General features: G+C 35.6%; 24 protein-coding genes. All 24 read right to left on the bottom strand.

All coding sequences use genetic code 11. From position 1 onward, the window contains the following. On the bottom strand, positions 1–1,096 hold a 1,096-nt coding region (locus tag QA612_RS21320), incomplete at its 3' end, for an ATP-dependent metallopeptidase FtsH/Yme1/Tma family protein (protein ID WP_278285857.1). Positions 1,097–1,170: 74 nt separating this feature from the next. Further along, positions 1,171–1,710, bottom strand: a complete 540-nt coding sequence (gene hpt, locus QA612_RS21315; protein ID WP_278285856.1) for a hypoxanthine phosphoribosyltransferase — start codon at positions 1,708–1,710, stop codon at positions 1,171–1,173. Between the two features lie 57 nt (positions 1,711–1,767). Beyond that, positions 1,768–3,159: a tRNA lysidine(34) synthetase TilS gene (gene tilS / locus QA612_RS21310; protein ID WP_278285855.1), complete on the bottom strand. Its 1,392-nt coding sequence runs from the start codon at positions 3,157–3,159 to the stop codon at positions 1,768–1,770. Continuing rightward, on the bottom strand, positions 3,143–3,592 hold the full coding sequence (locus QA612_RS21305; RefSeq protein WP_278285854.1) for a threonine/serine exporter family protein: 450 nt from the start codon (positions 3,590–3,592) through the stop codon (positions 3,143–3,145). The genes tilS and QA612_RS21305 overlap by 17 nt, the downstream gene beginning before the upstream one ends. Positions 3,593–3,608: 16 nt before the next feature. Then, positions 3,609–4,385 (bottom strand): threonine/serine exporter family protein, encoded by a 777-nt coding sequence (locus QA612_RS21300; RefSeq protein WP_278285853.1) that lies wholly within the window; start codon positions 4,383–4,385, stop codon positions 3,609–3,611. A gap of 48 nt (positions 4,386–4,433) precedes the next feature. Then, positions 4,434–5,429: a protein kinase domain-containing protein gene (locus QA612_RS21295; RefSeq protein WP_347568892.1), complete on the bottom strand. Its 996-nt coding sequence runs from the start codon at positions 5,427–5,429 to the stop codon at positions 4,434–4,436. Next, a complete protein-coding gene (locus QA612_RS21290; RefSeq protein ID WP_278285852.1) occupies positions 5,389–6,126 on the bottom strand; it encodes a vWA domain-containing protein in 738 nt (245 codons plus the stop codon). Before QA612_RS21290 ends, QA612_RS21295 begins: the two co-directional genes overlap by 41 nt. A gap of 77 nt (positions 6,127–6,203) precedes the next feature. Then, positions 6,204–8,693 carry a stage II sporulation protein E gene (gene spoIIE, locus QA612_RS21285; protein WP_481804466.1) on the bottom strand — a complete coding sequence of 830 codons (2,490 nt, stop codon included), beginning with the start codon at positions 8,691–8,693 and terminating at the stop codon, positions 6,204–6,206. Between the two features lie 803 nt (positions 8,694–9,496). After that, positions 9,497–9,940 carry a S1 domain-containing RNA-binding protein gene (locus QA612_RS21280; protein WP_278285850.1) on the bottom strand — a complete coding sequence of 148 codons (444 nt, stop codon included), beginning with the start codon at positions 9,938–9,940 and terminating at the stop codon, positions 9,497–9,499. Positions 9,941–10,016: 76 nt separating this feature from the next. Further along, positions 10,017–10,403 (bottom strand): FtsB family cell division protein, encoded by a 387-nt coding sequence (locus QA612_RS21275; RefSeq protein WP_278285849.1) that lies wholly within the window; start codon positions 10,401–10,403, stop codon positions 10,017–10,019. Between the two features lie 6 nt (positions 10,404–10,409). After that, positions 10,410–11,006, bottom strand: coding sequence for a spore cortex biosynthesis protein YabQ (yabQ, locus tag QA612_RS21270; RefSeq protein ID WP_278285848.1), 597 nt, complete (start codon positions 11,004–11,006; stop codon positions 10,410–10,412). Next, complete coding sequence (gene yabP, locus QA612_RS21265) at positions 11,003–11,314, bottom strand: sporulation protein YabP (protein WP_278285847.1); 312 nt, start codon at positions 11,312–11,314, stop codon at positions 11,003–11,005. The genes yabQ and yabP overlap by 4 nt, the downstream gene beginning before the upstream one ends. Before the next feature lie 107 nt (positions 11,315–11,421). After that, on the bottom strand, positions 11,422–11,682 hold the full coding sequence (locus tag QA612_RS21260) for an RNA-binding S4 domain-containing protein (RefSeq protein WP_278285846.1): 261 nt from the start codon (positions 11,680–11,682) through the stop codon (positions 11,422–11,424). Between the two features lie 22 nt (positions 11,683–11,704). Next, positions 11,705–13,177: a bifunctional methyltransferase/pyrophosphohydrolase YabN gene (gene yabN / locus QA612_RS21255; protein WP_278285845.1), complete on the bottom strand. Its 1,473-nt coding sequence runs from the start codon at positions 13,175–13,177 to the stop codon at positions 11,705–11,707. A gap of 22 nt (positions 13,178–13,199) precedes the next feature. After that, positions 13,200–14,807 carry a putative polysaccharide biosynthesis protein gene (locus QA612_RS21250; protein WP_278285844.1) on the bottom strand — a complete coding sequence of 536 codons (1,608 nt, stop codon included), beginning with the start codon at positions 14,805–14,807 and terminating at the stop codon, positions 13,200–13,202. A gap of 364 nt (positions 14,808–15,171) precedes the next feature. Then, positions 15,172–15,711, bottom strand: coding sequence for a stage V sporulation protein T (gene spoVT / locus QA612_RS21245; protein ID WP_278285843.1), 540 nt, complete (start codon positions 15,709–15,711; stop codon positions 15,172–15,174). A gap of 401 nt (positions 15,712–16,112) precedes the next feature. Then, positions 16,113–19,673 carry a transcription-repair coupling factor gene (gene mfd / locus QA612_RS21240; RefSeq protein WP_481804465.1) on the bottom strand — a complete coding sequence of 1,187 codons (3,561 nt, stop codon included), beginning with the start codon at positions 19,671–19,673 and terminating at the stop codon, positions 16,113–16,115. A 98-nt stretch (positions 19,674–19,771) separates the two neighbouring features. Next, positions 19,772–20,002, bottom strand: coding sequence for an anti-sigma-F factor Fin (gene fin, locus QA612_RS21235; RefSeq protein ID WP_278285842.1), 231 nt, complete (start codon positions 20,000–20,002; stop codon positions 19,772–19,774). Positions 20,003–20,084: 82 nt separating this feature from the next. Continuing rightward, positions 20,085–20,642: an aminoacyl-tRNA hydrolase gene (gene pth / locus QA612_RS21230; protein ID WP_278285858.1), complete on the bottom strand. Its 558-nt coding sequence runs from the start codon at positions 20,640–20,642 to the stop codon at positions 20,085–20,087. A 606-nt stretch (positions 20,643–21,248) separates the two neighbouring features. Beyond that, entirely contained in the window at positions 21,249–21,884 is a 636-nt protein-coding gene (locus QA612_RS21225; protein ID WP_278285841.1) for a 50S ribosomal protein L25/general stress protein Ctc, read from the bottom strand. A 141-nt stretch (positions 21,885–22,025) separates the two neighbouring features. Next, positions 22,026–22,976: a ribose-phosphate diphosphokinase gene (locus tag QA612_RS21220; protein ID WP_278285840.1), complete on the bottom strand. Its 951-nt coding sequence runs from the start codon at positions 22,974–22,976 to the stop codon at positions 22,026–22,028. A 17-nt stretch (positions 22,977–22,993) separates the two neighbouring features. After that, the gene (gene glmU, locus QA612_RS21215; RefSeq protein WP_278285839.1) at positions 22,994–24,370 is read right to left on the bottom strand and encodes a bifunctional UDP-N-acetylglucosamine diphosphorylase/glucosamine-1-phosphate N-acetyltransferase GlmU; all 1,377 of its coding nucleotides are present in this window, start codon (positions 24,368–24,370) and stop codon (positions 22,994–22,996) included. A 446-nt stretch (positions 24,371–24,816) separates the two neighbouring features. Further along, positions 24,817–25,104, bottom strand: coding sequence for a septation regulator SpoVG (gene spoVG / locus QA612_RS21210; RefSeq protein ID WP_278285838.1), 288 nt, complete (start codon positions 25,102–25,104; stop codon positions 24,817–24,819). 155 nt (positions 25,105–25,259) lie between these two features. Continuing rightward, positions 25,260–26,096, bottom strand: a complete 837-nt coding sequence (purR, locus tag QA612_RS21205; RefSeq protein ID WP_278285837.1) for a pur operon repressor — start codon at positions 26,094–26,096, stop codon at positions 25,260–25,262. Between the last annotated feature and the right edge of the window lie 121 nt (positions 26,097–26,217).

Genomic DNA, 26,217 nt, shown 5'->3' with positions numbered 1-26,217 from the left:
CAGGAGTTCTTTGAGCAATTGTTTTAAGATCAACATCTTCTGCTAAAGGCTTGTTTCTCGCATGTACTTTTAATACCTCTTCACGGCCAATTACATCTGGACGACCTACCATAATTTGACGGTCAAAACGTCCCGGACGTAATAAAGCTGGATCAAGAATATCTGCACGGTTAGTAGCTGCAATAAGGATTATCCCCTCATTCACTCCAAATCCGTCCATTTCAACTAATAATTGGTTCAATGTTTGTTCACGTTCATCGTGTCCACCACCTAAACCAGCACCACGACGTCGACCAACTGCATCAATTTCATCTATAAAGATAATACAAGGTGCATTCTTTTTAGCATTTTCAAATAAATCACGAACACGCGATGCACCAACACCAACAAACATTTCCACGAAATCTGAACCACTGATGGAGAAGAATGGAACTCCCGCTTCACCAGCTACAGCACGAGCAAGTAATGTTTTACCAGTACCAGGTGGTCCTACTAATAGAACCCCTTTAGGAATTCGAGCACCAATTTGTGAGAATTTACGAGGATCCTTTAAGAAATCAACAACTTCAACTAATTCCTGTTTCTCCTCATCTGCACCAGCAACATCCTTAAAGCGCGCTTTTTTCTTATCCTCACTTACTAGCTTCGCCTTACTCTTACCGAAGTTCATTACACGGCTTCCGCCACCTTGAGCTTGGCTCAATAAGAAGAAGAAGAGAATAAAGATAATTACAAACGGTATAATTGCGGTAAAGAAGTTCACCCATCCACTAGGTTGATCCGCTTCCTGCCATATTAATTCCGCTTGATCGGTTGCCATTATTTGTTCTAATACGGATGCAACATCCGGAACATTTACAACAAAGTATTCATATTCAGAATCAACAGATCCATTTAATTCACCTGTTACTGTATATACATCTAGTCTCGGTTGAATATTTAACGATTCAATTGAACCTTCTTCCAAATATTCTTGGAATGTATTAAAACTTATTTCCTCAGTATCCTCTTGTGGACCTTGAAATACACTTACAATCCCCACAATCACTAAGAAAATTAATAGATAAAATATCGTATTTCGAAAAATTCGATTCATTCTTTACCTCCTCCCACGGCTAAAAAATCACTTAAATAATACTACCATATAAATATGTTTTACTACAATTAATATTAACTTTCATAAATCTCCGGTTTTAATATTCCTATATATGGAAGATTACGATAGCGTTCCGCATAGTCTAACCCATAACCTACAACAAATTCATCTGGGACGATAAAACCGACCATATCTGGTACAAGGTCTACTTTTCTACCTTCAGGCTTATCTAGAAGAGTAACAATTTTTACAGAATTAGCTTTTCGATAATGAAATAATTTAACTAGGTAGCTTAACGTTAAACCACTATCAATAATATCCTCTAATATTAGAACATCTCGCCCTTCTACTGAGGTATTTAAATCCTTTACTATTTTAACTTCTCCAGAGGAAACAGTATCATTCCCATAACTAGATACATCCATTAGATCCATTTCAATATGCGTATCAATTCTTTGAATGAGATCTCCCATAAAAGGTAAGGACCCCTTTAACACACCAATAACAAGTGGAAATCTTCCTTCATATTCTTCCGTTATTTGCTTACCTAATTCCCTTACTTTTTGTTGAATTTCCTCTTCCGAAATCAACACTTCCTGAATATCTTCTCTCATATCTTGTATTAGACCCTCCTAAAATAAAACATATACTTACGTTTTTTCTATGTATTTCTATTCATTATGATTATATTGCAAAATTAAAATTCTATCCGTTTCCTCATCTACAAGTGCTTCATTGTATCTCTTTAAAAACGGTATCCAGATTATTTCTCCCCTATTATCTACAACGATTGGCCATTCCTCTCGTTCTCTTATAGGGATCTTAGCATCCATAAAAATATCCTTTATCTTCTTCGTCCCCTTTAGTCCTAATGGTTTCATTTTATCTCCATTCTCTCTAGAACGAACAAATAAAGGGGTGGAAAGCTTTTCTATATCAGCTAAGAATACTGCATTATTATGATTAGACCCCTCCCATTCATTAGCAATCGTTGCTTTTATCTTTCCCTTTTTTAAATTAACCATGCCTGAAAATGGTATTTCTCTAATAGATATAGGGTTGTACACTTCATTATGTGTATTTATGAAAAAAAGACATTCATTATATGACTTTTCTACAATGATATCATTGGGTAAATGAAGGGAACCAGATGGAAACCCTTTACTCATTAGTGTCACAATATCATCAATATGGTCAGCTGTAATATAGCGAGAAGCATCTACAGACAGATAGTTTAATATTAGATGAACTCCTCTTCTTTGTAAAGGTCTTGCCATGGATATAAAAGGATTTATATGTAAAGTGATACAATCCTTCACCTTTTTCGTTATCAAATCCTTTATTCTTTCTTCAGCTAATGAATGTAACAAATCGTCCTCTTCTTTAAACCATTCACTTTGTCGTTGAAATGTCCTATGTACCTGAGGGTTCTCTTTTTTCAGGAAAGGTAATATTGAAGAACGAAATCTATTTCTTTTGTACGTATTTGTTTCGTTTGTTTCATCTACTCGAAATATAATATTATTCTTCTCACAGTAGGTAAGAATTTCATCTTTATTCAAGCATAGTAATGGTCGAATAATCTCCCCACTACTGAACACCCGCTTCACAGGAATTCCTTTTAAACTAGATACACTACCACGAACTTGTCTCATTAAAACTGTTTCAATTTGATCATCCCCATGATGAGCCATTGCTAGCTTTGTTGCTCTAATGTCTCCCATAAGCTTCTCAAACCATGTATAGCGACAAAATCTAGCTGCTTCCTGTGTTGAAAAGTTATGCTCTTTTTTTATACTTTTTACATCTGGTTGATGAAAATAAAAAGGGATGCCTTCCTTTTCGCAATAGCTTTTAACAAACTCTAGGTCTTCTAGAGAAGGTTTCCCTCTTAATCCATGTTCCACATGGGCAACAGATAACTTCATGTTTTTTTTATGTTCTTTATGAAGATAATGAATAAGAGCCATACTATCAGGCCCACCTGATACAGCAACTAATATATGGTCATTTTCACAAATCAACTGATGTTTTTCTATAAATGATTTAACGGTTTGGTTCATAACGATGACCAATCCCTTTCCCAAATGAGAATATGGCTAATGCAAAGACGAGACCTGCTGCTATAGCTCCAGCTTGAAGCATTGTTTCTACACCATATTCTAGCCCAGTTAGATAATCACCTTCAACAAATGATAACATCGTAAAATAAGCTCGACTCCCGGGAACTAAAGGTAAAATTCCAGGAATAGAAAGTGCCGTTACTGGTATTCTTATTTTCTTAGCAAGGAAATGAGAAATAATTGCTGCGGTTAAAGAAGCAATCGCTGTAGAAAAAACAGATGACGTACCTAGAAGAAGTCCGCTTTGCAGAACTCCCCATGTTATCATTCCTATCGTTCCACCAAATAAGAGTGCTCGTTTCGGAATACTAAAAATGATACCGAATGCCACTATTGCAATAAAAGTAATGAAAAGTTCAGTAATTAAATGCATTTACTAAGCACTCCTTTTAAAGAAAGATAGAGATTGTCAATGCAATACCACTTGCAATAGACAAGGATGTAAGTAGTGCTTCAGCCCCTCGACTTACACCTGCTACTAAATCACCAGACATTAAGTCTCGAACTGCATTCGTTAAGGGAACACCAGGTACTAATGGCATTAACGATCCGATGATAACTTGATCAAGATTACTTCCAAATCCTATGTATACAAGAATAATTGCTGTTGAACCTCCAAAAAAAGCAGCAGTAAATTCTGCAGCAAATCGTACTTTTAAATATCGTTCAAATTCCACGACAACGATACTCGATACAACTGCTGCTAAAAAAGCAGGAAAGAGGTCAAACCAACCTCCACCAAACAAGTAAGAAAACCCACCACCTGCAACCCCTGAGGCTATATGTATTAACCAAAGGGGGTATTCCATTGGAGCATTAGCAATGGCATTTAGTTTTTGACGAGCCTCTTCCACCGTTAGCTCACCTGCAACAAATTCTCTTGAAACTTGATTTACATCTGTTACTTTACTTAAGTCTTGCATACGATCATCAATTCGCACCATCTGCATGAGATCTTCTTTTTCTTTTTTCTCTTCAAATGATAAAAAAATTCCAGTAGTCGTTGCAAAACAATGTACATTAGTAAAAGATGCTGCTTTTGACATCCGTTCTAACGTTTCTTCCACTCGGTACGTCTCTGCCCCATACTTAAGCATGATTTCCCCAGCAAGTAAGCAGATGTCCATGACATCATCTGCTTTCCCCATTATTCCACCTACTCTCATCGGTTATCCGTCCTATTAGATTACACTAAATGACTATAGTATAGAAGCTTACATCGTTTGTCCAAATAAGTATAGAATATATATAATGAGAAGAAAAGAGGCTACAACTAATGTTTCCATAAATCCAACAATATGAAGCTTTTTTTTCTTTCTTTTCTTTTTTTTAAGACCTTTTTGTTGTTTTCTCAACGGACTTTTTAATTGTTTTTCAACTTGTGGTGTAAAGCTAGTCGTTTGAATAATCTGGATTAATTCCTTACGCATAACTAGTCCACTACTATACTCTCCTTTAATTCCTTTTCGAAAGATAGATTCATAAGGCTTTAATTCAGTCTTTTCTCGAAATTTCGTTAGAAGTGTTCGTAGACTATCATGGCCCTTTTTCTCGAACCTAGCAGGATAGCTACGATTGATTATGAGCATTGCTACAGAAAATAAATCATACGAAGTTTCCGCTTTTCTACTTCCTAAACCCCAATACCCCCGATCAAAAAACTCGGTATATTCTTTTATGCTTCTTCCTACTCTTGTCATACCACCAACATCGATCCATCTAACCTGATATGGCTTTTTGGTTACTAATAAATTTTCAGGCTTTAGATCACCAAATACCCATCCTTCTTGATGAAGCTTCTCTAAATCCTTTAAAAGTTGAACGATTAATATACCAACCCATTCGGCTCCCCGTTGTCGAACAAAAGGAAGAAATGACTCACCTTGTATATATTCCATCACATAGAATGGATATACACCTTGAGTTGTCACAAAATCATCTGTATCAATAAAATGAGGTCCAAGGCTTGGACCTTGGACCTTGGAAAAATGACGAAGAACATTAACCTCAGAGGATATGGACATGGAGTCACTTGCTATTTTTAACGCAACTAATTCATTACCAAATTCCGCTAAATATACTGTTCCAGTAGCTCCATAGCCTAATTGCTTTATGATTCGATAAGAGTTTTTATGCCACTTCCCTACGACTCGTTGATTAGGAAGTAGTTTACATTCCTGTTTCTTCGAGATCGAATCTCTCATCTTCATCTGTTCCTCTCTTCTTCATTCTCTTTTGAAAGAGACGCACTGCTTCTTGCAACGCTGGTCCAGTAGGGGTAACTCCAGATGTAGACATCTTTTTGAATGCTCCTGATAAAGAGTCAAAATGAGGTGTCCACTGAATTAATTTATCTACTTCTTTTCTTTTCCCAGGAAATGAATACAGAGCAAAATTGTTAATACCCGTACGCGATCGAAGACTAACAGATAAATCTATTAAAGCTTCTTGAACCATTGGTAGTTTATTTTTCATACTAGCACTTGTATCTACCAAAATAAAAATGTCTAAATCCATCGTTTCCCCGAGTTCATCAACTACTTCCATTAGTTGACCTCGCTTTTCTGGCTCCAAATCCTCTAACTCTTTTTCTTCACCTAAGATTTGAGATATTTCTTTATTTACAACACCATGAATCGTTTGTGTCATCGCTTTCCTTGTTACCATTTGAACCGTTTGTGATAGCTGTTTAGCATATACGATTTGACTAATACCTCCACCTGAATCGGCTATTGCTTCAATTTCAGAAATTCCTTGCTCATTTAAGTGGCCTTGATCTACAATCCCTATTACATTTACTGTAATACCCTCTTCTTTTGCTAAAGCAGATATAGCAATTGGATCGTCTCCCGTATTTGAACATCCATCTGTTAAAAGTAGAATTTGTCTTAACGTCCCCTTACTCACAGTAACCCCTCCAATCTTCTAATTGCTAATAGCATTTACAAGATTGAGAGAGATTATACTCCACAGCTCATATATTATTAAGCTTTTTTCTCATATGGTACTGAAATCGTAGCCCATTTTGGTAGATGATGATCTAGTTTTGCAACAACGATCGTCATATCATCATGAATTACATTTCCACTTTCCCTTATTACACGTTCCATTAAAATATCTGCAATATCCTGTGGATCTTCCGTTTCTAACTCTTTAATTATTCTCTTCATCCAAATATCTTTATTTTCTGCCACTACTGGCGCCTCATAGATACCATCACTCATCATGATCAAGAGATCTCCAGCCTTTAACTGCTCCGTAACAACGTCAACATCCAATTCTTGTATAATTCCTATTGGTAAGTTACCTGCTTCTACTGCTTTAACGTTATCTCCTCTTTTAATATAACTCGGAATAGACCCTACTTTTAAAAACTTTACAAAGCCATCCTGCAAATCAATCATCGATAAATCAAGTGTGGAAAATACCTCTTCATCCGAACGTAATGATAAGATAGAATTTATTGATTTAATTGCAACTGTTTCTTCAATACCAGATCGGAGAATATTTTTTAATAGACCGATTGTTTCTTGACTCTCAATATGTGCTCTTGTTCCATTACCCATTCCATCACTTATTGCAATGGCATATTTCCCGGCACCTAATTCCATTGTTGAATAGCTATCTCCAGAGACTAATCTACCACCTTTTGCTGCGTGGGCAACTCCTTCTTTAACTACAAAAGCTTTTGTAGATCCAAATGTAATCCTTGATTCATCCCCTGATATAGATGCTCCTTCAACATGCTTTACAATAATGGTTTCCTGTAATATATCAGATAATAAAGGCGCTACAATCTTCTCTCCTTCGTTGTAAGAATTACTAAGCAAGGTAATATCAATATCTACACTTCCAGTTTGCAAGCTATATACATCTACACCTTCTACATCAATACCAGCCCGTTGTATAGCTTCCATAATTTCTGATTCTTGTTTTTCATGAGCTTTCTTTTCTCTTTGAATATCCTTTGCAAAGTCCTCCATTACCTTAGATACACCTTTTAATTGATCCGCAACTAATCGTCTACTTTCAATTAATTGTTGCTTTAACTGTTTACTAGCATAATGTTGATTAAGTTCCTTTTTCATGGCATCAACGACACGATCACCTATAATACAATGATGATTCCATTCTGTTAATAATTTCCGATTTGACACTTCCCCTTCTTGTTCACATTCCCGCATTAGTTGTTCCATCAATCCATAAGTATCAGAAAACTTTTTCGTCCAACACTGATGTTTTTTCATACATGTTTGACATGTTTGTTCAGTTACACGACTTAAAAACAAGTCAACTTCCCTTTCCTCTGTCGTCTTATCTCCCTTTGTATCTAATAAAGAAAAGCTCTTCGATAAGCTTAAAAATAAGTTAGAAAATTGTTCTACTTTCCCTGCAGTTACATCACGTATTTTTCTTAAATATTGTTGTTGTTCTTGTGAATGCTCAGGGGTCCCAGGAATAAACTTGGAAATATGAGTTGTCCATTTTTTTGGTGTAACTAAAAATAATGCTATGGCAACTAAGCTTTCATAAAGAGATAATCCCATTGAAACTTGATTATCTCCATACATCCCCATAAGTAATGTTGCGATAATTAATCCAATAGCAACAGATATTTTTTTTCCTTCTTTTAGGAGCCCTCCTAACAAACCTGAAAATGCAAGAAGACTCATATAAAAAAGGTTAGCCACATTGGCTAAACTAAGTACTAAGCCAGTTACCACACCAACGGTAGATCCAATTGCAGCCCCACCAACAAATGCAAAAATTAGTACTATATATCTAGCAATAATTTGCTCCACTGATAATTGGAAGATGAGCCAGCCAACTGTCCCTGTCATTAAGGATGCTAATAATATTACTAGACAAACAATTTCCTCATGTTTTAAAGATATTTTTTTCTTTCTCTCAAAGATTAACGGAATACTTTGAAAGAAAATCATTGTGACAACCATTGCCATTCCAGCTTCTATTATAGATGTGAGTACATGGTACCACGAGTGCCCATCCATGATAATAAAACCTAAATATCTTGCTGATAAAACAGAAATAAATACGGTAAGTGGAATAAGCTTTTTCTCGTTTGAAAAAGAATTAGTCACTCCTTGAACCAAAAAATAAAACATAATAGCAACAACAGTTTGTCCTGCATAGAGGAATGAAATACTTGTAGATCCAACTATTAAAGCTAATACTGCAACTACTGTATATTCTTTTCTCCAATGAAAGATAACTGCTAAAAAAGGGATAACGAAAGGAAGCAGCTGAAAAAGAATAACTGATCTTCCTAATAAAAATCCTAATCCTAAAATAATTAAGGTTGTTTTATACGAGTGTCCTGTCGTCCTATCAAATTCCGTTTCTTTTTTTCGAACTTTTTTTGTGGATACACCTCCATTAATAAATGCTTCAGCTTGTCCACCAACGGTCTTTAATGCTAAACGATGTAACAATCCTTTCACCACCTGTCTCATATCGTGGTAACATTATAAACACGTTTAGAATGAAGATTTTGTCAAAACAACAATTCTAAAATAAAAAAGTGTTCGACGATAATCTGCGATAAACGTCCTAGTAATAGGTGATCCTACAGATCGTTTGTTCCCTTAATCATTTGTCATATGATTAATAGTTTCAACTTAATTAGTTCATAACCCATTTATAACGGGATTTACGAGGAAGTAATATTCTATTTTAGGATAGTCCTTATTATTTTTGTAAAAAAACACATAATGAATGAAAATGACGAAGAACCTCGGAAGATTTTTATCATATTAAGCTATATAATTTAGCTATGTTGAAAATTTGATATTTATTGCCATTATTTTATTTCGGATAAAAAGAAGTACTACCTGTAAAAAGTCAATAAGAAAAGCGCAAGGCGCCTGAAGCTAGCAATTTTTTGAAAAAGTTATCTACATGAGTCAATTTCATAATTCTTTATTTCTTTCTAAAACACGAATATTTATACAAAAAGTTTATATTTAATTCAATCTCCGCTACTACAGACGTATCAATTACGCTGTCCTGTCTCTGCCTCCACTAGTATTGCTCTGTTGTTAAGTGCATCGAGACAACTCGAAGCATAATCGTGAAGCATATGCTCATCGCTAGAGTTGTCGTCTTCCTCTGGAATCGAAAATAATGTTCATCTTTTTTAAAATTTTTTATTCTAAAATTCATTTACATGAGAGAATTTTTAAATTTCTAAACAATAAATAAAACACTTGCCTATTTGGCAAGTGTTGATGTTTAATATATCTATTTAGCAGCAAGGTTATCCCCTTTTGGAATTTCGACCTCCACGCTTAGATTCTGTATTCCGTTTCAGCGAGGTTAAACGTTCTTCACTGTCTTTTAAGAATCGACTCATTTTATCCTCAAATGTCATGGAACGTTGTGGTCGGTTATTATTATTGTTGTTATTACGTGAACCTCGTTTTTGTGGACGATGTTCAGATCTTACAGGTTTTTCAGATGGTGGTGCTTCTTTCGCTTTTCGAATAGAAAGTCCAATTTTACCATCACTTTCTACATTTAAAACTTTTACTTCAACTTCATCTCCTACTGTTAAAAACTCGTTAATGTCTTTAACGTAGTTATCAGCTACTTCACTAATGTGTACTAAGCCAGTCGAACCGCCAGGCAATTCAACAAAAGCTCCGAAATTTGTTATACCGGTAACTTTACCTTGCAACTTGCTGCCTACTTCTATTGACATGAAAAAAATGCTCCTCCTTAAATGTCTTAAAAAAAAATTCATTTTATTTTATTATACCTATTACTAAAGAGTCATGTCAACGTGAAGAAGTAGAAGACTGGTGAAGTTGGAACAAAGTTTCATTGGGAAAGGTCAAATAGTAATCTCTTCTAGCAATTTCCGCAATGTATTCTGGGTCTTGAAGAAGCTCAATTTCTTCTCTAAGATCTGATTCTTTATTTTGAAGGGATAGTAGCTCTTCTTCTAGCAATTGCTTTTCTACATTTTGTTCTTGTATAGCAGTTTGTTGATTCATTAACGTAATGCCTATTAAAACAAAAAACACTGAAAATCCAATAGCATAGACTGATAAGCGTCTTCTTAAACCTTTACGCCGTTTTAATTTTTGCTCTTGAAGGAGTCCTTGTTTTTCCATATATTCTGTAGTAAGCCGCTTTACATTCCCCTTCTGATTACTATTCATATGACTTCACCTCTTCCCACTAAATTTATTAACTATTTTTCTACACTGTTTTTTCACATTATTTACTACTCTTTTTAGTCTGTTAATAAAGGATTCTAAAGGATTACCATAGGCTTGGACATATTTATTAGCAATCCAACGAACTGGAAAGATGATAATTCTAAATAAAATATAGATAATTCTCCAAATTGTTGTTAGTAATATCATACTCAAGCTTAGGAGGACTTTCAATAACCATTTTATTGGATTGATTACTAGGACTTTTATCGCGTTAGCAATGATGTTATATGTTTTAACAGTAAAATGGATCATCCATTCAAGAATTCGAAGATAAATTTTTTCAAATAATGAACGGTAAATGGAATACCCTAGTAACACCGCTAAAAACAAATAAAAACGAACCTCACCTTGGTTAACCTGGAGAAGTACATAGAAAAAGATAAGTGCTTGTACTAACCAAAATAAGATATCATTTACTAATAAAGTCCAGCGAAAACGCTGGGGACTCCCTATAAAGCGTTTATATGTGTCAAAGGAAGCCCCGAACCATATTCCTACTCCAACACTTGCTAGCATTGATAAGAACTGTACTTCTAGTGTCACTTGAACAACTTCCCAAACAAGCCTTTAGATTTACCGCTATGGTGTTCATCCAAGTACACTAAATCATCTACTCGTCCTTGAATTGAAACATTTCCTTGTTCAACATCTAAATTTTTCATTTGAAGATGTTGACCACGTATAGAAAGAAACCCCATATCTGTCTCAAGTAAGAACTCTTCATTATCAAAGCTTTCTACTTGCTTTACCCCAGTTATGTCTAAAATCTTTCGTCCACGCATTGTTATTTGATGGTCTCCTGGTTTTCTACCACCTTGTCCATTCGTTGTATAGCCATAGGAATGCTCCATCTTATTTTCCCTCCTCAAACAACCTTTGCTAATATGTATGAGCTAGGAAAAAAGATTAGAACAAGCCTCTTATATTATTTTATTCTTGCATGGGTTTAATTTCATACTCAATCATCAAGTCGTTCTTCCTTTAATAGTGAATATAAACTATTTGCTTCGTCTTTCCTCATCATTTCCTCTATACGTTCTACTCGGACGACAATTTTTTTCTGACCTAATTTAATGCCAATTTCATCTCCTACTTTTACATTCGTTCCAGCTTTAGCTGTTTGACCATTTACCTCAACCCGTCCTTGGTCAGAAACCTCCTTTGCCATCGTCCGTCTTTTAATTAAACGTGAAACCTTTAAAAATTTATCTAGTCTCATTTTGTATACTCCCCTTTAACAACTATTCCTTTGTTTTTGCTTCATTCCATAAGGCATCTAACGTATCTAGAGTTTGATCATCTAACTTTTCCCCTTGACCCCTAAGCTCTTTCTCAATGTACTGAAAACGACGAATGAATTTTTCATTTGTTTGTCTCAAAGCTTCTTCAGGATCTATGTCATGGAAACGAGCAATATTAACAAAGGCAAATAATACGTCCCCTAATTCTTTCGCCGCCTCTTCACTATTTCCCTCTTTTAATGCTTGAAACCATTCTGATATTTCTTCTTGAAGCTTCATCCACATTGGTGCTTCTTCTCCCCAATCAAAACCAACCCTTGCTACCTTCTTTTGAATCTTTAATGCTTTTAATAAGCTCGGCAGCCCTTGAGGGATGGACGAGAGAATGGAAGAGTTTCTATCTTCTTTTTCATTACCTGCCTTTTCTTGCTTCTTGATGTCTTCCCATTGAGTAACTACTTTATCTGGGTCATTTGCCGTCGCATCCCCAAATACATGTGGATGCCTACGAATCATTTTCTCCGTTAATCCTTCAATTATATCTTCTATAGAAAATAAACCATCATCCTCACCAATTTGTGCATGAAGCAATACTTGAAGAAAAACATCCCCTAATTCCTCAACTAAGTGGTCTTCTTCCATTTCATCAATTGCTTCAAGTACTTCATAAGCTTCCTCAATTAAATACTTTTTTAACGATACATGTGTTTGAGCTTTATCCCAAGGACATCCATTTGGACCTCTTAATTCAGCGATTACATGTCGAAGCATATCAAAGTCTCGGTAGAGATGCGTTTCTTCTTTTACAGGTGGAACATAAATAGCCGTTAAGTTGTTCAATGTAGTTAATCGATCTAATTCATATAGCTTTACTGGTTGTATCGATTCCTTTTCACTACCAACAGCAGTAACGATGAACACAACATAATCATCAGGGTATTTCTCCATAAGTGTTAGTTTTACTTCAGAAGCAATAAAACTATCGTAAACTTGTGCAATAATGACGTGCTGTCGAATTTGTATCATCTCTCGTCGAAGTTGCGTACCATCTAATAGTTGAAATCCATCGATTGGATCGATTTTTAGAGCTGCAAACATAGGGTCTAAAAAACTCTGTCCACCAATAATATGTAATGACACTCTATCTTGTTTTTCCCACTCTAATAGCGTTTCTACAGTTGACTCTGCTACTAAGGGATGACCTGGAACTGCATAGACCATTGGCCCATCCTCAGCTAACTCCAACAGCCTCTCACAAATCTCTTTATATACAGCTTCAAATGCATCATAAGATTCATACACATAATCGAAGCTAGAAAAGGAATGCCCCTCCTGTTCTAATTGTTCAATTACAGGATGATCCATTGTTCTTACAAAAATTGTGGATGCTTCTTTCAATTTTCGATATATACCCATAGGAAGCTGATTTAAATCACCAGCACCTAAACCTACGATTGTAATTTCCCTATTCATTATTACCACAATCCTTTTCCTTTCAAGATTTGTATGGAAGAAGCTTTGAAATCTTTGGTAGGCTCTCCCATTCAGACTTAGTAAATAACTTTAATTTCCATATAATAACCAAAAAGATAAAAGCCCCAAGCATAGCACCACCAAAAGCAACGATTGTGTCAATCATTCGTTGTTCAAACTGTAGTATCATTAACATCCCTTGTTGAATTAACCACACAGAAACAACTAACCCAACAAGTGATAATATCCATTTCCCATAAAATAAACCATGTATATGTTTTATAAGATTCCACTTATAAAGTAGTACAAGTGAAATTACTGCCATAATCAAAAAGCTAAAAGATGAGGAGAATGCTGCCCCTTCAATACCAAATCTAGGGATAGAAACAACATTTCCTAGCACTTTTATTCCAAGACCAATCACCAACAGAAATACAGAGTAACGAGCTTTCCCTACTGAATGTAATAACGCTGCAACTGTCATAAATAGCGCACCTGATAAAACTGTAGAAGCTAACATTTGTAATGCTAATGTTCCAGACTGGTCTGTGAAGAGCATAGGATTCAAGTATTTCATAATTGCTATTAAGCCAATACTAGCGGCCCCACCAAAAACAAGACAAACCTTGATCGATTGACTAACATATTCTTGTAGCTTACTCTTTTCATTTCCTGCATATGCTTTCACCATGTAAGGTATGAGAGCATAAGAAAAGACTGTTGTTACTGTTGCACCTAGTTGAATCATTGGCCAACCACGATCGTAAATCCCTTTTAAAACAGCCGCTTCTTCAGAACGAATTCCACCATATATTAATAACCTGTAAATAGAAAAAGAATCAATAAATTGAAAAATGATTAATGCCATTGCACTTACAGACACAAGAAAGCTTGAAATAAAAAAGCTTTTTCCATCTCTTATCCAATGATGAGGGAGTTTAAAATTCTTAATTGATAATTTATTTCCCCTTCTATTATATTCTTTTCTCCAAAATAGAAGCATGACAATAATTCCAAATAAACTTCCTAGTAAAGCACCTATTCCAGCTGACGTTCCAGCTAGATAAGGATCATTTTTCCCCATTGCCCATGCAGCAATAAGTAAAATGGCAATAATTCGTACCATTTGTTCACTTACTTGAGAGAAAGCGGTTGGTAGCATGTTTTTCGTGCTCTGAAAATACCCTCTACCTAGAGCTAAGAAAGGTATTAAGAAAAAGGGTAATCCTAGCCAGCGTATTGGTTGGGATAGTTGAACATCTCCCATTAGTAAAGCAATAGGTGTTGCAAATACTATAAATAATATACCAGCGATACCGTTAAATATAAGCATAAATAAAAAAAGAACGATCATTCGATCCATTCGTCCCTGTCTATCATCGAAAGATCCTTTCTCATTGTCTTCAGCTAACATTTTAGATAGGACTAGTGGGTATCCATATGTTCCTAAAACAAATACAATACCATACAAAGGATAGACTTGCTGATAAACATAATACCCTACATCACCTGTCATATTCTGATAAGGGACTTTGTATAATGCACTTAATGCTTTAACAATAAAAGTTGCAATGGATAAATACAAAGCTCCCTTTATCCACGAACTAGTTAGCACTTTGTCCTCTTTCATCCTTGGATCTCTCCTGTACTGTACATAATTAATCTTAGCCATTATAGCATACGTTTACTCCATTGTTTGAATTTGAGTTTGCTTACATAATAAATACTCCATTTATTCCTCCATGTAAGAAAAGCACAAGGCTCCGCCGATAACTCCTCAGCCCTCTACTAGTATTGCTTTGGATTCATCTACGTCGAGAAAGCTCGTAGTGAAATCGAGAAGGGGATGCTCGTACTGTAGTACAGCATTTCACTACTGAAGCCATTTATTTTCAAGGTAATCCATTTATATCTTTGAAAAAATCCATTTAAAAAACACATGTGAATTCCTGCTTAAAGGATCACATGTGTTTACAACTAAATAATGTATAAATTTATTGTTCCATTTGTCTAGCTAAAAATCCAGCTGCAGTTTCAGCTAGCTTCTTTTCCACATCGCCCATGCCTGTCCCATCTTTTGCAATTAAAATAACAGCTCCAATAGGATCACCATTTGCTATGATTGGAGCAATACAATACCCATTCACTTGCTCCTTTGAATCTCCAGCCAAGTGATATTCACCAGCTTGTCCCTCAATCATGGTTTTCCGTTCACTCATTGCAGATTCTACAAGTTCACCAATACCTTTATTTTGGTATTCCTTTTTAGACCCTCCTGCAACCGCAATATATGTATCACGGTCTGCAATTAAAACAGTATGGTTTAAGCTATCATATAATGCATCTGCATATTCCTTAGCAAAATCACCTAATTCAGAAATAGGAGAGTACTTCTTTAAAATAACTTCTCCATCACGATCCACAAATATCTCTAATGGATCACCTTCACGAATTCTTAATGTGCGGCGAATTTCTTTCGGAATAACCACACGTCCTAAATCATCAATACGTCTAACAATTCCAGTTGCTTTCATACTTACGTTGCCTCACTTTCCTTGTTGTATTCACGTCGATGCTTGCGTGCAAGTATTCAATTTAGTTAGCTGAATCTTGTCTTTATTATTAAACGAAAAAAAAGAACTATTCACCATTTGTTGAATAAATTTGTTATTTACCTAAGAAATGATAAGAAAAATCAAAATGAATACGGTTTTAAACCCTTGTGGTAAAAGCGAAGTGGGATGGAACGAATGATTTGTTTATCTTTATAATAGTTTATCTATTTTCAGGGGAGACCTCTCATGCAAGTGGAGATTTGCACCATGGGGGATGAAAATAAGCATATTTGTCTATACTTCGTTGAACTTTTATACCGCGTATTTTCAGGGTAGTCTATAAAAATGAACCGAGCTAATGCCCGGTTCACCTAAATAATTTACATATACGCTTGTTTACTTTCCTCTGAAAAATCCTTTTGAACTTCATCTAGCTTCGAAAGAACTTCTTCTAGCAATGATAAATATTCTCCATCAGATAGTGTTTTTCTTTTTATATGAATGGTAATCTGGTCACCGGTCATGGATAAATTTAGCTTATTTGAAATTCCGTTTACTAATGAAAATAATTTAGATCCATCAATAAGATCTGTCGTTTCTTGTCCTACTATGATTTTACATTCCTTATTTTTTTCATTGATGGAATCTATACCTTCCTGTTTTCCATATTGTTTAATTTTTGCAACTTGTATTAAGTAGCGAACCTCTTTCGGATAATCCCCAAAACGATCAAGCATTTCACTTTCTAGTTCTAAAATATCCTGTTGAGAGTCAATGGATTTAAATCGTTTATACATGTCGATTTTTTGTTTAGAATCAGGAATGTACATTTCAGGAATATAGGCATCTACTTGAATGTCTATTTCGATCTCTTTTTTATCCTCAACCACTGTAGCCGGGTTCAATCCTTCTTTCCTATTATCGATAGCCTCTTTTAGCATTTGTGAATACAAATCAAAACCTACAGATGCAATAAAGCCGTGCTGCTCTGCTCCAAGAAGATTACCTGCTCCTCGAATGGATAGATCGCGCATCGCTATTTTAAAGCCAGAACCTAATTCTGTAAATTCTTTAATGGATTGTAGTCTTTTTTCAGCGATTTCTGTTAAAATCTTATCCCGTTGATGAGTAAAGTAAGCATAAGCAACTCGGTTGGAACGTCCAACACGCCCTCTTAGCTGGTACAATTGTGAAAGTCCCATTTTATCAGCATCGTTAATTATTAACGTATTTACATTTGGAATATCTACACCTGTTTCAATTATGGTTGTCGTAACGAGTACATCGGTGTCCCCTTCTAGAAAATCTAGCATAACCGATTCTAGCTCTGTTTCTGTCATTTTACCATGTGCAAAACGAACATTTGCATCTGGGACAAGCATCGTTATTTTATCTGCTATTGTTTCAATATCTTCCACTCGATTATATAAATAAAATACCTGTCCTCCTCGACTCATTTCCCTTTCAATTGCTTCTCTAACTAAAGAATCATTATGCTCTACCACATACGTTTGCACCGGAAATCGGTTTTCAGGAGGTGTTTCAATTACAGACAAATCCCTTACACCTAGCATAGACATATGGAGGGTACGTGGTATAGGAGTTGCTGTTAATGTTAATACATCTACATTCGCTTTTAGTTTCTTAATCTTTTCCTTATGAGTAACACCAAATCGTTGCTCTTCATCAACGATAAGCAGTCCTAAATCACTAAATTCAATATCTTTAGAGAGTAGTCTATGAGTTCCCACTACTATATCAACTACACCTTTTTTCAAACCATCTGCCGTTTCCTTTTGTTCCTTCCTAGTACGAAAGCGACTTAATAAACCAACGTTTACAGCAAAATCTTGAAAACGTTCTCTAATGGTTTCATAGTGCTGTTGAGCAAGAATAGTAGTTGGAACTAGTATTGCTACTTGTTTCTCATCCATTATCGCTTTAAAAGCTGCCCTCAATGCTACTTCCGTTTTTCCATACCCAACATCTCCACAGAGGAGTCGATCCATAGGTCTTTCTTTTTCCATATCATCTTTAATTTCTTCAATTGCTCTTATTTGGTCTTCTGTTTCTTCATAAGGAAATGATGATTCAAATTCTTGCTGCTCAGGACCATCTTTAGAAAAAGCAAACCCTTTGCTCGCTTCCCTTTCTGCATACAGCTTAATCAGATCATCCGCTATATCCTGTACAGAAGAACGTACCTTTTTCGTGACCTTCTTCCAATCACTTCCCCCTAAAGCATAAAGCTTCGGCTCTTTATCCTCGGACCCTACATACTTTTGAACTTGATCAATTTGTTCCACTGGAACGTAAAGTTTATCATTTCCTGCATAGGATATATGCATATAATCTTTATGGATACCAGCCACTTCTAACGTTTTTATTCCTAAATATTTCCCTATACCGTGATTGACATGTACAACCCAGTCTCCTACTTTAAGCTCCGAGTAGCTTTTAATACGTTCTGCATTGGAAAGCTTTTGTCTTCTTTTTGGCTTTTTTGTTTTCTTTGTAAAAACTTCCTCTTCTGTAATGATTATCATACGCTGCATCGGAAGCTCAAAGCCTGTCATGAGCTGGCCAGTAATAATTTGCGCTTGCCCTGATAAAGGAGGATTTTCAGTTGATACGATAGAAGCCTCAATATCATAATCATCAAGGGTTCTCTTCATCCGTTCTGCTCGGTCTTTATCACCACAGACAAAGGTAATCGAATAGTTAGCATCCTTCCAACGATCCACTTCATTTTTTAGTAAGTGCAATTGTCCGTGAAAATTTTGCATCGTTTTGCTTTGAATGTTTACTATATTTTTAGGGTTTGTTGAAGGAACATGTCGTAAAAATAAACTTAAATATAGTCTCGGGAAACTTGTCTCTTCTATGATGCTTTCCCAAGGTCTTGATAATTCTAAGTCTGAAACAGAAGCACCTTGCGAAATCATTGTTGTATGCCATTCAGCTTCCTCTTTTTCTAAACTCTTTGCCATTTCTTGAACACGACTAACTTCATCAATGAAAATCGACCCGTTTTCAGGCATGTAGTCTAGTAAAGTAAATCTTTTTTCATAGAAAAGGGAGACATATTTATACATAGCATCAAAGGAAGTGTTTTCCTTTAACCAGTAGACTTCTTGTCCTACTTGCTCAGTCATCTTTTCTTTAATTGATTTATCTTTAATTTTTTTTAAGCTATTTCCTAATGCACTCTCTAGTTTCTTTGCTCCTAATAAGTAATTCTCTTCATTTAATAGAACCTCTTTTGCTGGTCCTATTTTAATAGTTTGAACTTGATCAATGGAACGTTGTGTCTCCACATCAAAAAATCGGATAGAATCTACTTCCGTGTCAAAAAGTTCTATACGTAGAGGCATTTCTTCTGTTAATGGATAAATATCAATTATTCCACCTCGAACACTAAAGTCACCTGGAGTTGAAACCATTTCTACTCTTTGGAATCCCATCTTTACAAGTTGTTCTAACATTTTTTGTAGGTCAATATCTTTTCCTACCTCAAAATCTAGTTGGCAATCCTTCCATAATGAAATAGGAGGTAAAAATCGTCTTACCCCCGCCATTGGTGAAATAATAATTGCGTCTTTTTTAGATGCCCACCGATTTAATGCTTCTATTCGTTGACCTTTCATCTCTGGACTTGCTACAGCAATTTCAGAGGCAATTAATTCGTTAACAGGATATAAATAAACATTCTCATCACCTAATAGAGAAGCTAAATCATCATATAATTTTTGTGCTTGAAATAAATTATGGGTTATGACTAATTGAGATCTTTTTGTCTTCTCAAACACGGTGGCAAGTAAAAGAGACCTAGCTGAACCAACTAAGCCTGAGACCATCTGTTCAGATAAGTTAGCCTCAATACCTTCAATAATACTTGTTACATCATCCCCATTATATACTTGTTCCATAAACCCTCTCACTAGTATCCCCCCTCGATTTAATTCTTCTAATACTATTTCTATATAAATCAGCATAAAAACGCTTTGGCACGAAGCACCAAAGCTTGTCGATTTTTGTCTTAATGGATAAAGGACTCGAACGCATGATAGTCTGGATTTTCTTGTAGAGTCCTTTCACAGTCCTCACAAATAACCTTAACCTGAATATGACCTTGCGAATCACATTCAATCATTTCCTTTCTGTCCTCATCAGTTAATTGGTTAAAGCCTAACATTTGATCATCGGCTTCCCAATCACTTAATTTCCCAATGCTTTTTGAACAATGTCGACAATAATAATGAATTGCCATGACGGTCCTCCTCTTTCATGCTATGCATTTCATACTATAAAGTATGCACGGATTCAGACCAATCTATGCCATATATCTATATTTAATTATACTCGTTCATTACATTAATAAAAGAGTTTGTTGTCCATGCTTCAACAGCATTAGCTGCTTTTTCTACTGTTTCGTCCACAAATTTCCGTTCATTTTCATTAAATTTACCTAACACATAGTCTGGTACAGGCTGTCCTTGCGATGGCCTACCAATACCAACACGAATCCGATTGAATTGATCGGATCCTAAGTGTGAAATAATTGATTTAATCCCATTATGACCACCGTGGCTTCCCTTTTGACGTAAACGTATCGTTCCAGGGGGTAAGTCAAGGTCATCATACACTACTAATAAATTTTCTTTTTCAATTTTATAATATTTCATTAAAGGAATAATTGACTCACCTGATAAATTCATATAAGTCATTGGCTTTAATAAATATAATTTTACATCACCAACTTTTTTATAACCATATATTCCTTTAAATTTTGATTGATCTAAATCGATAGATAACTGGTCGAGGCATTTATCAATAACTTCAAAACCAATATTATGTCGAGTTTGATCAAACTTATTACCTGGATTACCAAGACCTACAACAAGCTTCATTGGTACGTCCTCTCTTTCATCCCTTTGCTTAGTAAACAGATTTTTAAAAAACATATTTTCTCCCCTAGACTAGCATATTAAATTTCTTTTTCAAGCTTATCGTCTACCCTGAAAATAAGTGTAATCGAACTTAGCAGTATTAACAAATAAAGGTTATGTTAATCATTCGTTCCACACCACTTCACTTTCCGCATGTAACGGATGAACCTCCTTGATGAGTATTCCCCCCCCCCCAATGGTGCAAATCAATATTTGCATGGGCAGTCTACCCTGAAAATAGAAACGGTTCAGGAGTGAAGGGTGACGACTCCAGCGGGAAAAGCAATTGCAGAAGACCCGACAATTCGGCACGTTAGTGCGAAGTGTGGAGGCTGAAGCATTGCCCGCGCAGCCAGGATGGCAGGATTACGCAGTTGCCCACAGGACGCGGGCTGCCCTTAGGCGTAATTGATTCACCAGTAACGGATGAACCTCCTTGATGAGTATTTTCATCCCCAATGGTGCAAATCAACATTTGCATGGGCAGTCTACCCTGAAAATAGCTATACCTAATAACTATTAAAAGGAGGTATAACCTGGACGGCTATACCTCTTGTCCTATATTTATTATTCTTCTTCCGTTTCTTCATTTCCTTCATTTGCTACTAGTTCAGGCTCTGAAGCTTCTTCCTCACCATCTGTTTCATCAGGTACTTCTGTTGGTGGAAGAATAGATAAAACGGATTCTTCTGGATCATTATTTACTTCATACTTAGCACCACTCACTAGATCCTTTACTTGAAGTGAATCATTCACATCTAAAGAGCTCACATCTATTTCGATGCTTTCAGGGATATCGTTTGGTAATGCCTTAACAGAAACCTCATACAGCGACTGTTGAAGAACACCTCCATTTTTTACACCTACAGATTCTCCAACAACTTGTATAGTAACATTTGCATCAAGCTCACTTTTCATATCTACTGCGTAGAAATCAACGTGAATAATTTCGTTTTTTAATGTATCTACTTGAAGATCATAAACCATTACATCTGTTTTTTGACCATCAATATCTAATTGAAAAACACCATTTCTTCCGTTTTCACGAATCATTTTGATTAATTCCATTTGATCGACTTTAACAGGTTCATTTCCAAAAGCTTTTCCATAAATAACTGCCGGTACTTCACCTTTATTACGAATGTTTGTTAATCTTGATCCTCTTAAATCTTTTCGTTTATCTGCTTGTAAAACTGTAGCCATGTTTACCACCTCATCCTTTTTTTCGGTTATTATATTGTTCTTCCCTAATTTGAATGAATTGAAACCTCGACTTTCAGAATACGAATCAGTTTATCGAAAAAATGATTTATTCGTATATGGAACAATCAAAATTGAAGAAATTTAATTAAACAATCTACTTACTGAACGTTGCTCATGTACATGGATTATTGCCTTACCAAGTAATGGAGCAACGGATAATTGTGTGATTTTATCTATTTTCTTACTCTCTAATAGTGGAATAGAATTTGTTACAACAAGCTCTTTTATTTTTGAATTCTGTATACGTTCAATAGCTGGCCCAGACAAAACAGGGTGTGTACAACAAGCATACACTTCCTTCGCACCATTTTCCATCATTGCATTAGCAGCAAGAGTAATTGTTCCAGCAGTATCGATAATATCATCAATAAGGATTGCAGTCTTGCCCTCAATATTACCAACAATGTTCATAACTTCAGCTACATTAGGCTTAGGTCTACGTTTATCAACAATAGCAATAGGTGCTTTTAAACGATCTGCCATTTTTCTAGCTCTTACTACCCCTCCGTGGTCAGGAGAAACGATAACTGGATCTTCAAAATTCTTTTCTTGAAGATAATCAGCTAAAATAGGAACACCAACTAACTGATCTACTGGAATATCGAAGAAACCTTGAATTTGAGTTGCATGTAAATCAAGAGAAATAACTCGTGAAGCACCTGCAGTTTCTAGTAAGTTAGCTACTAATTTAGCAGTAATTGGCTCACGTGCACGAGCTTTTCGATCTTGGCGTGCATAGCCATAGTAAGGAATTACAACATTAATTGTTTTTGCAGAAGCTCTCTTTAATGCATCTATCATAATCAAAAGCTCCATTATATGTTCATTTGCTGGTGAACTAGTGGATTGAATGACAAAGATGTCACATCCACGAATACTTTCTTCAATGTTAATTTGAACTTCACCATCACTAAAACGGTCTACAGAACATTCACCCATTTGAATACCGATGTAGTCTGTAATTTCGTGCGCTAAATCTGGGTTAGAATTAAGTGTAAATACTTTTAACGAATCGTCTCCATACTGAGCCATGCTATTAAAAACCTCCATTATTTTCCTATGTTCTTCTTTTTGGTATATCCTTCTTTTGTTGTTTGCCTTTGTCTGGCAATAGCTAAAGATTCACTTGGGACATCATCTGTAATAGTGGATCCAGCCGCAATAAATGCCTCTTTACCTATTGTTACAGGTGCTATTAAATTGGAATTACAACCAATAAAAGCCCCATCTTCAATTTTAGTTAAGTACTTATTTTTCCCATCATAGTTTACTGTTATTGATCCACAACCTACATTCACACCATTACCTATCTCTGCATCTCCTAAATAACTTAAGTGAGAAGCCTTACTACCTTCACCCATAGATGTTTTTTTCAGTTCTACAAAGTTTCCAACTCTAACATGATCATTTAATTGGGTTTTTGGTCGCAAATGAGAAAATGGTCCAATTGATACGAAATCTCCTACATCACTATCATGTACTACAGATTGTTTAATTAAAGTATTATTCCCAATTTTACTATTTTCAATTTCACTATGAGGACCTACCTCACACAGTTCTCCGATAATTGTTTCCCCTTTTATTATCGTTCCAGGATAAATAATTGTATCTCTACCAACTTTGGCATCAGAGGATACGTACGTATTGTCAGGGTCTATTAATGTGACTCCATCCCTCATAAGTCTTTCATTAATTCGATTTTTCATCACCTTTTCAGCCTGACTTAAAGCAACACGATCATTTACACCTATCGTTTCACTAAAAAGAGGGGTTTGAAATGCTGCTATGATTTTACCTTGCTCTTGTAGAATTTCAATAACGTCTGGCAAGTAGTATTCACCTTGCACATTATCGTTACCTACATTTTTCAATGCTTGAAACAATGCTTGATTATCAAAGCAATACGTACCTGTATTAATTTCCTTCACCAAGCGTTCCTCTTCCGAAGCATCTTTATGTTCTACTATTTTCTTTACCGTTCCATCCTCATGACTTCTTAGTATACGTCCATATCCTGTTGGATCACTGGCTAATGCTGTTAAAATAGTAGCTTTTGCATTTTTTGATTCATGTTCTTCAATCAAGGAATTCATTGTTTCACTTGTTAGTAATGGCGTATCGCCACAAACAACAATGGTTGTTCCATTCTGATTACCTAACATGGGCTCTGCTTGTAAAACGGCATGTCCAGTACCCAATTGCTCCTCTTGTAAAACATAAGATACATCCGCACCTAACTGTTCTTTTACTTTTTCAGCACCATGCCCTACGACTGTAATTGCCTTATCAACTTGACAACCTTTAAGCTGATCAACAATATGCTGTACCATAGGCTTTCCACAAACTTGATGTAAAACCTTGTACAAATCCGACTTCATTCTTGTACCTTTACCAGCAGCTAAAATAACTGCATACCGATTATTCATATATTATCCTCCAAAGGCTCATTTTCCATTACGAATATATCCTAAATTGACGTTCTTTTCAAGATTGCTACGCATTTAATGTCAATTTTATTATAGACAGCCTTATTATATATATATTACTCTTATATTTTACTACAATGTCTCATTTAATGGACAATAGATTTCAATGGAGTAGTAACTAGCGGGGATAGGGAAATGCAATTAAGCCAAGAACTCCATGAATCCCATGTTCCTGTCTCTTCCTCCTACATGATAATATTCTGATAATATTTGCATCGAGACATTTCGTAGTGAATGCGAGAAGTGCATGCTCGTCGTTGGAGTCACGGCCTTTCACTCCTGAAGCCTTTTTATTTTCGAGTTCAGTCTTCTACAAAAATACCAATGTAAGTGTTTTCAAAAAAAAAGACCCTAGTCTACTTATTGACTAAGGTCTCTCTTTTAAATCAAGAAGCACCCGCTTCTTCAAACTCTATTTCTTCACCAGCGCGGTCGTACTCAGCCAATACTGCTGACTGAATTTTTTCACGAGTCTTAGAGGAAATTGGATGAGCAATGTCTCTAAATTCTCCATCGGGAGTACGCTTGCTTGGCATAGCCACAAATTTTCCATTATTGCCGTCGATTACACGAATGTCATGAACGACAAATTCATCATCGATGGTAATAGATGCGATTGCAAGCATACGACCTTCCGTATTTACACGGCGAAGTCTCACATCTGTTACTTCCATATCTGCCACCACCTTTTCGCAAAAAAATAAACGCTTTATACTTTTTTCTACATTTTATCGCGAACTCCTTCTTTTTGGAGAAAAAAAGAGAAAATAATTATGAAATTTTATTCATTTGTCAAATTTTATACAAATTGTGACAAAACACAAATTACTTAATCCTGTAAATAAAATGGATTATCGAATATACTTCCTCTTACCACTTTAATTTTTTTAGATTTTATATCCATTTCCGATAGCTTTGTTAGAGAGACATACTCATTAACTAGCTTTTCCTCATGATGCACAGCTTCCGTTAAAACCCCAATCCCTGCAATGGTAGATTGAAATTCTTTTACTAAGTCCATCATACCTCGAATGGTTCCTCCAGCCTTCATGAAATCATCAATAATGAGCACATTTGAATTAGGTGCTAGACTTCTTCTTGCAAGAGACATTGTTTGAATCCTCTTTTGTGATCCTGATACATAATTTATACTAACCAAAGAACCTTCCGTAATTCGATGTTCATGACGAACAATGCTTACTGGAACATTTAAATGTCCTGCGACAGAGTATGCCAAAGGGATACCTTTAGTAGCCATTGTCATGACAGCATCAACTTTTGATTTACGAAATTTAGAGGCAAATATTCTACCTAGATCTTGGGTTAATAAAGGGTCACCAATTACATCCATCATGTACAAATATCCACCCGGCAATAATCGTTCTGGGTCTTCTAAACGATAACATAACTCATCAATAAGTGATTCTGTTCTCGTTAAATCAACTGTAGGGATAAAAGTCACACCACCTGATGCGCCAGCTGTTGTTCCAATTGTTCCTAGTCGGTTATATTCAAAGACCTCTTTAATTATCGATATGTCTTCACTAATAGAAGATTTAGCTGAATCATAACTTTCCGAAAAATAACTTAAAGGGATTTGTTGATGAGGATGCGTCAAAAAATAATTTGTCATATCAACTAATCGACCACTTCTTCTATATTTCATAAGTACCCTCCGATATGGGAAGTGACAAATTTTTCAACTACAATTATTTAAATTCATTGTAGAAAAAAATTATTATCCTTCTTAACATGTAAAATCCGAATATTCAATGTGTAATATACCA

The sequence above is a fragment of the Evansella sp. AB-P1 genome, assembly GCF_029688925.1.
In the GTDB taxonomy this organism is placed as follows: domain Bacteria; phylum Bacillota; class Bacilli; order Bacillales; family Salisediminibacteriaceae; genus Evansella.
The sequence above is the reverse complement of the archived record's forward strand: the minus strand, read 5'-3'. Positions and strand labels throughout refer to the sequence as shown.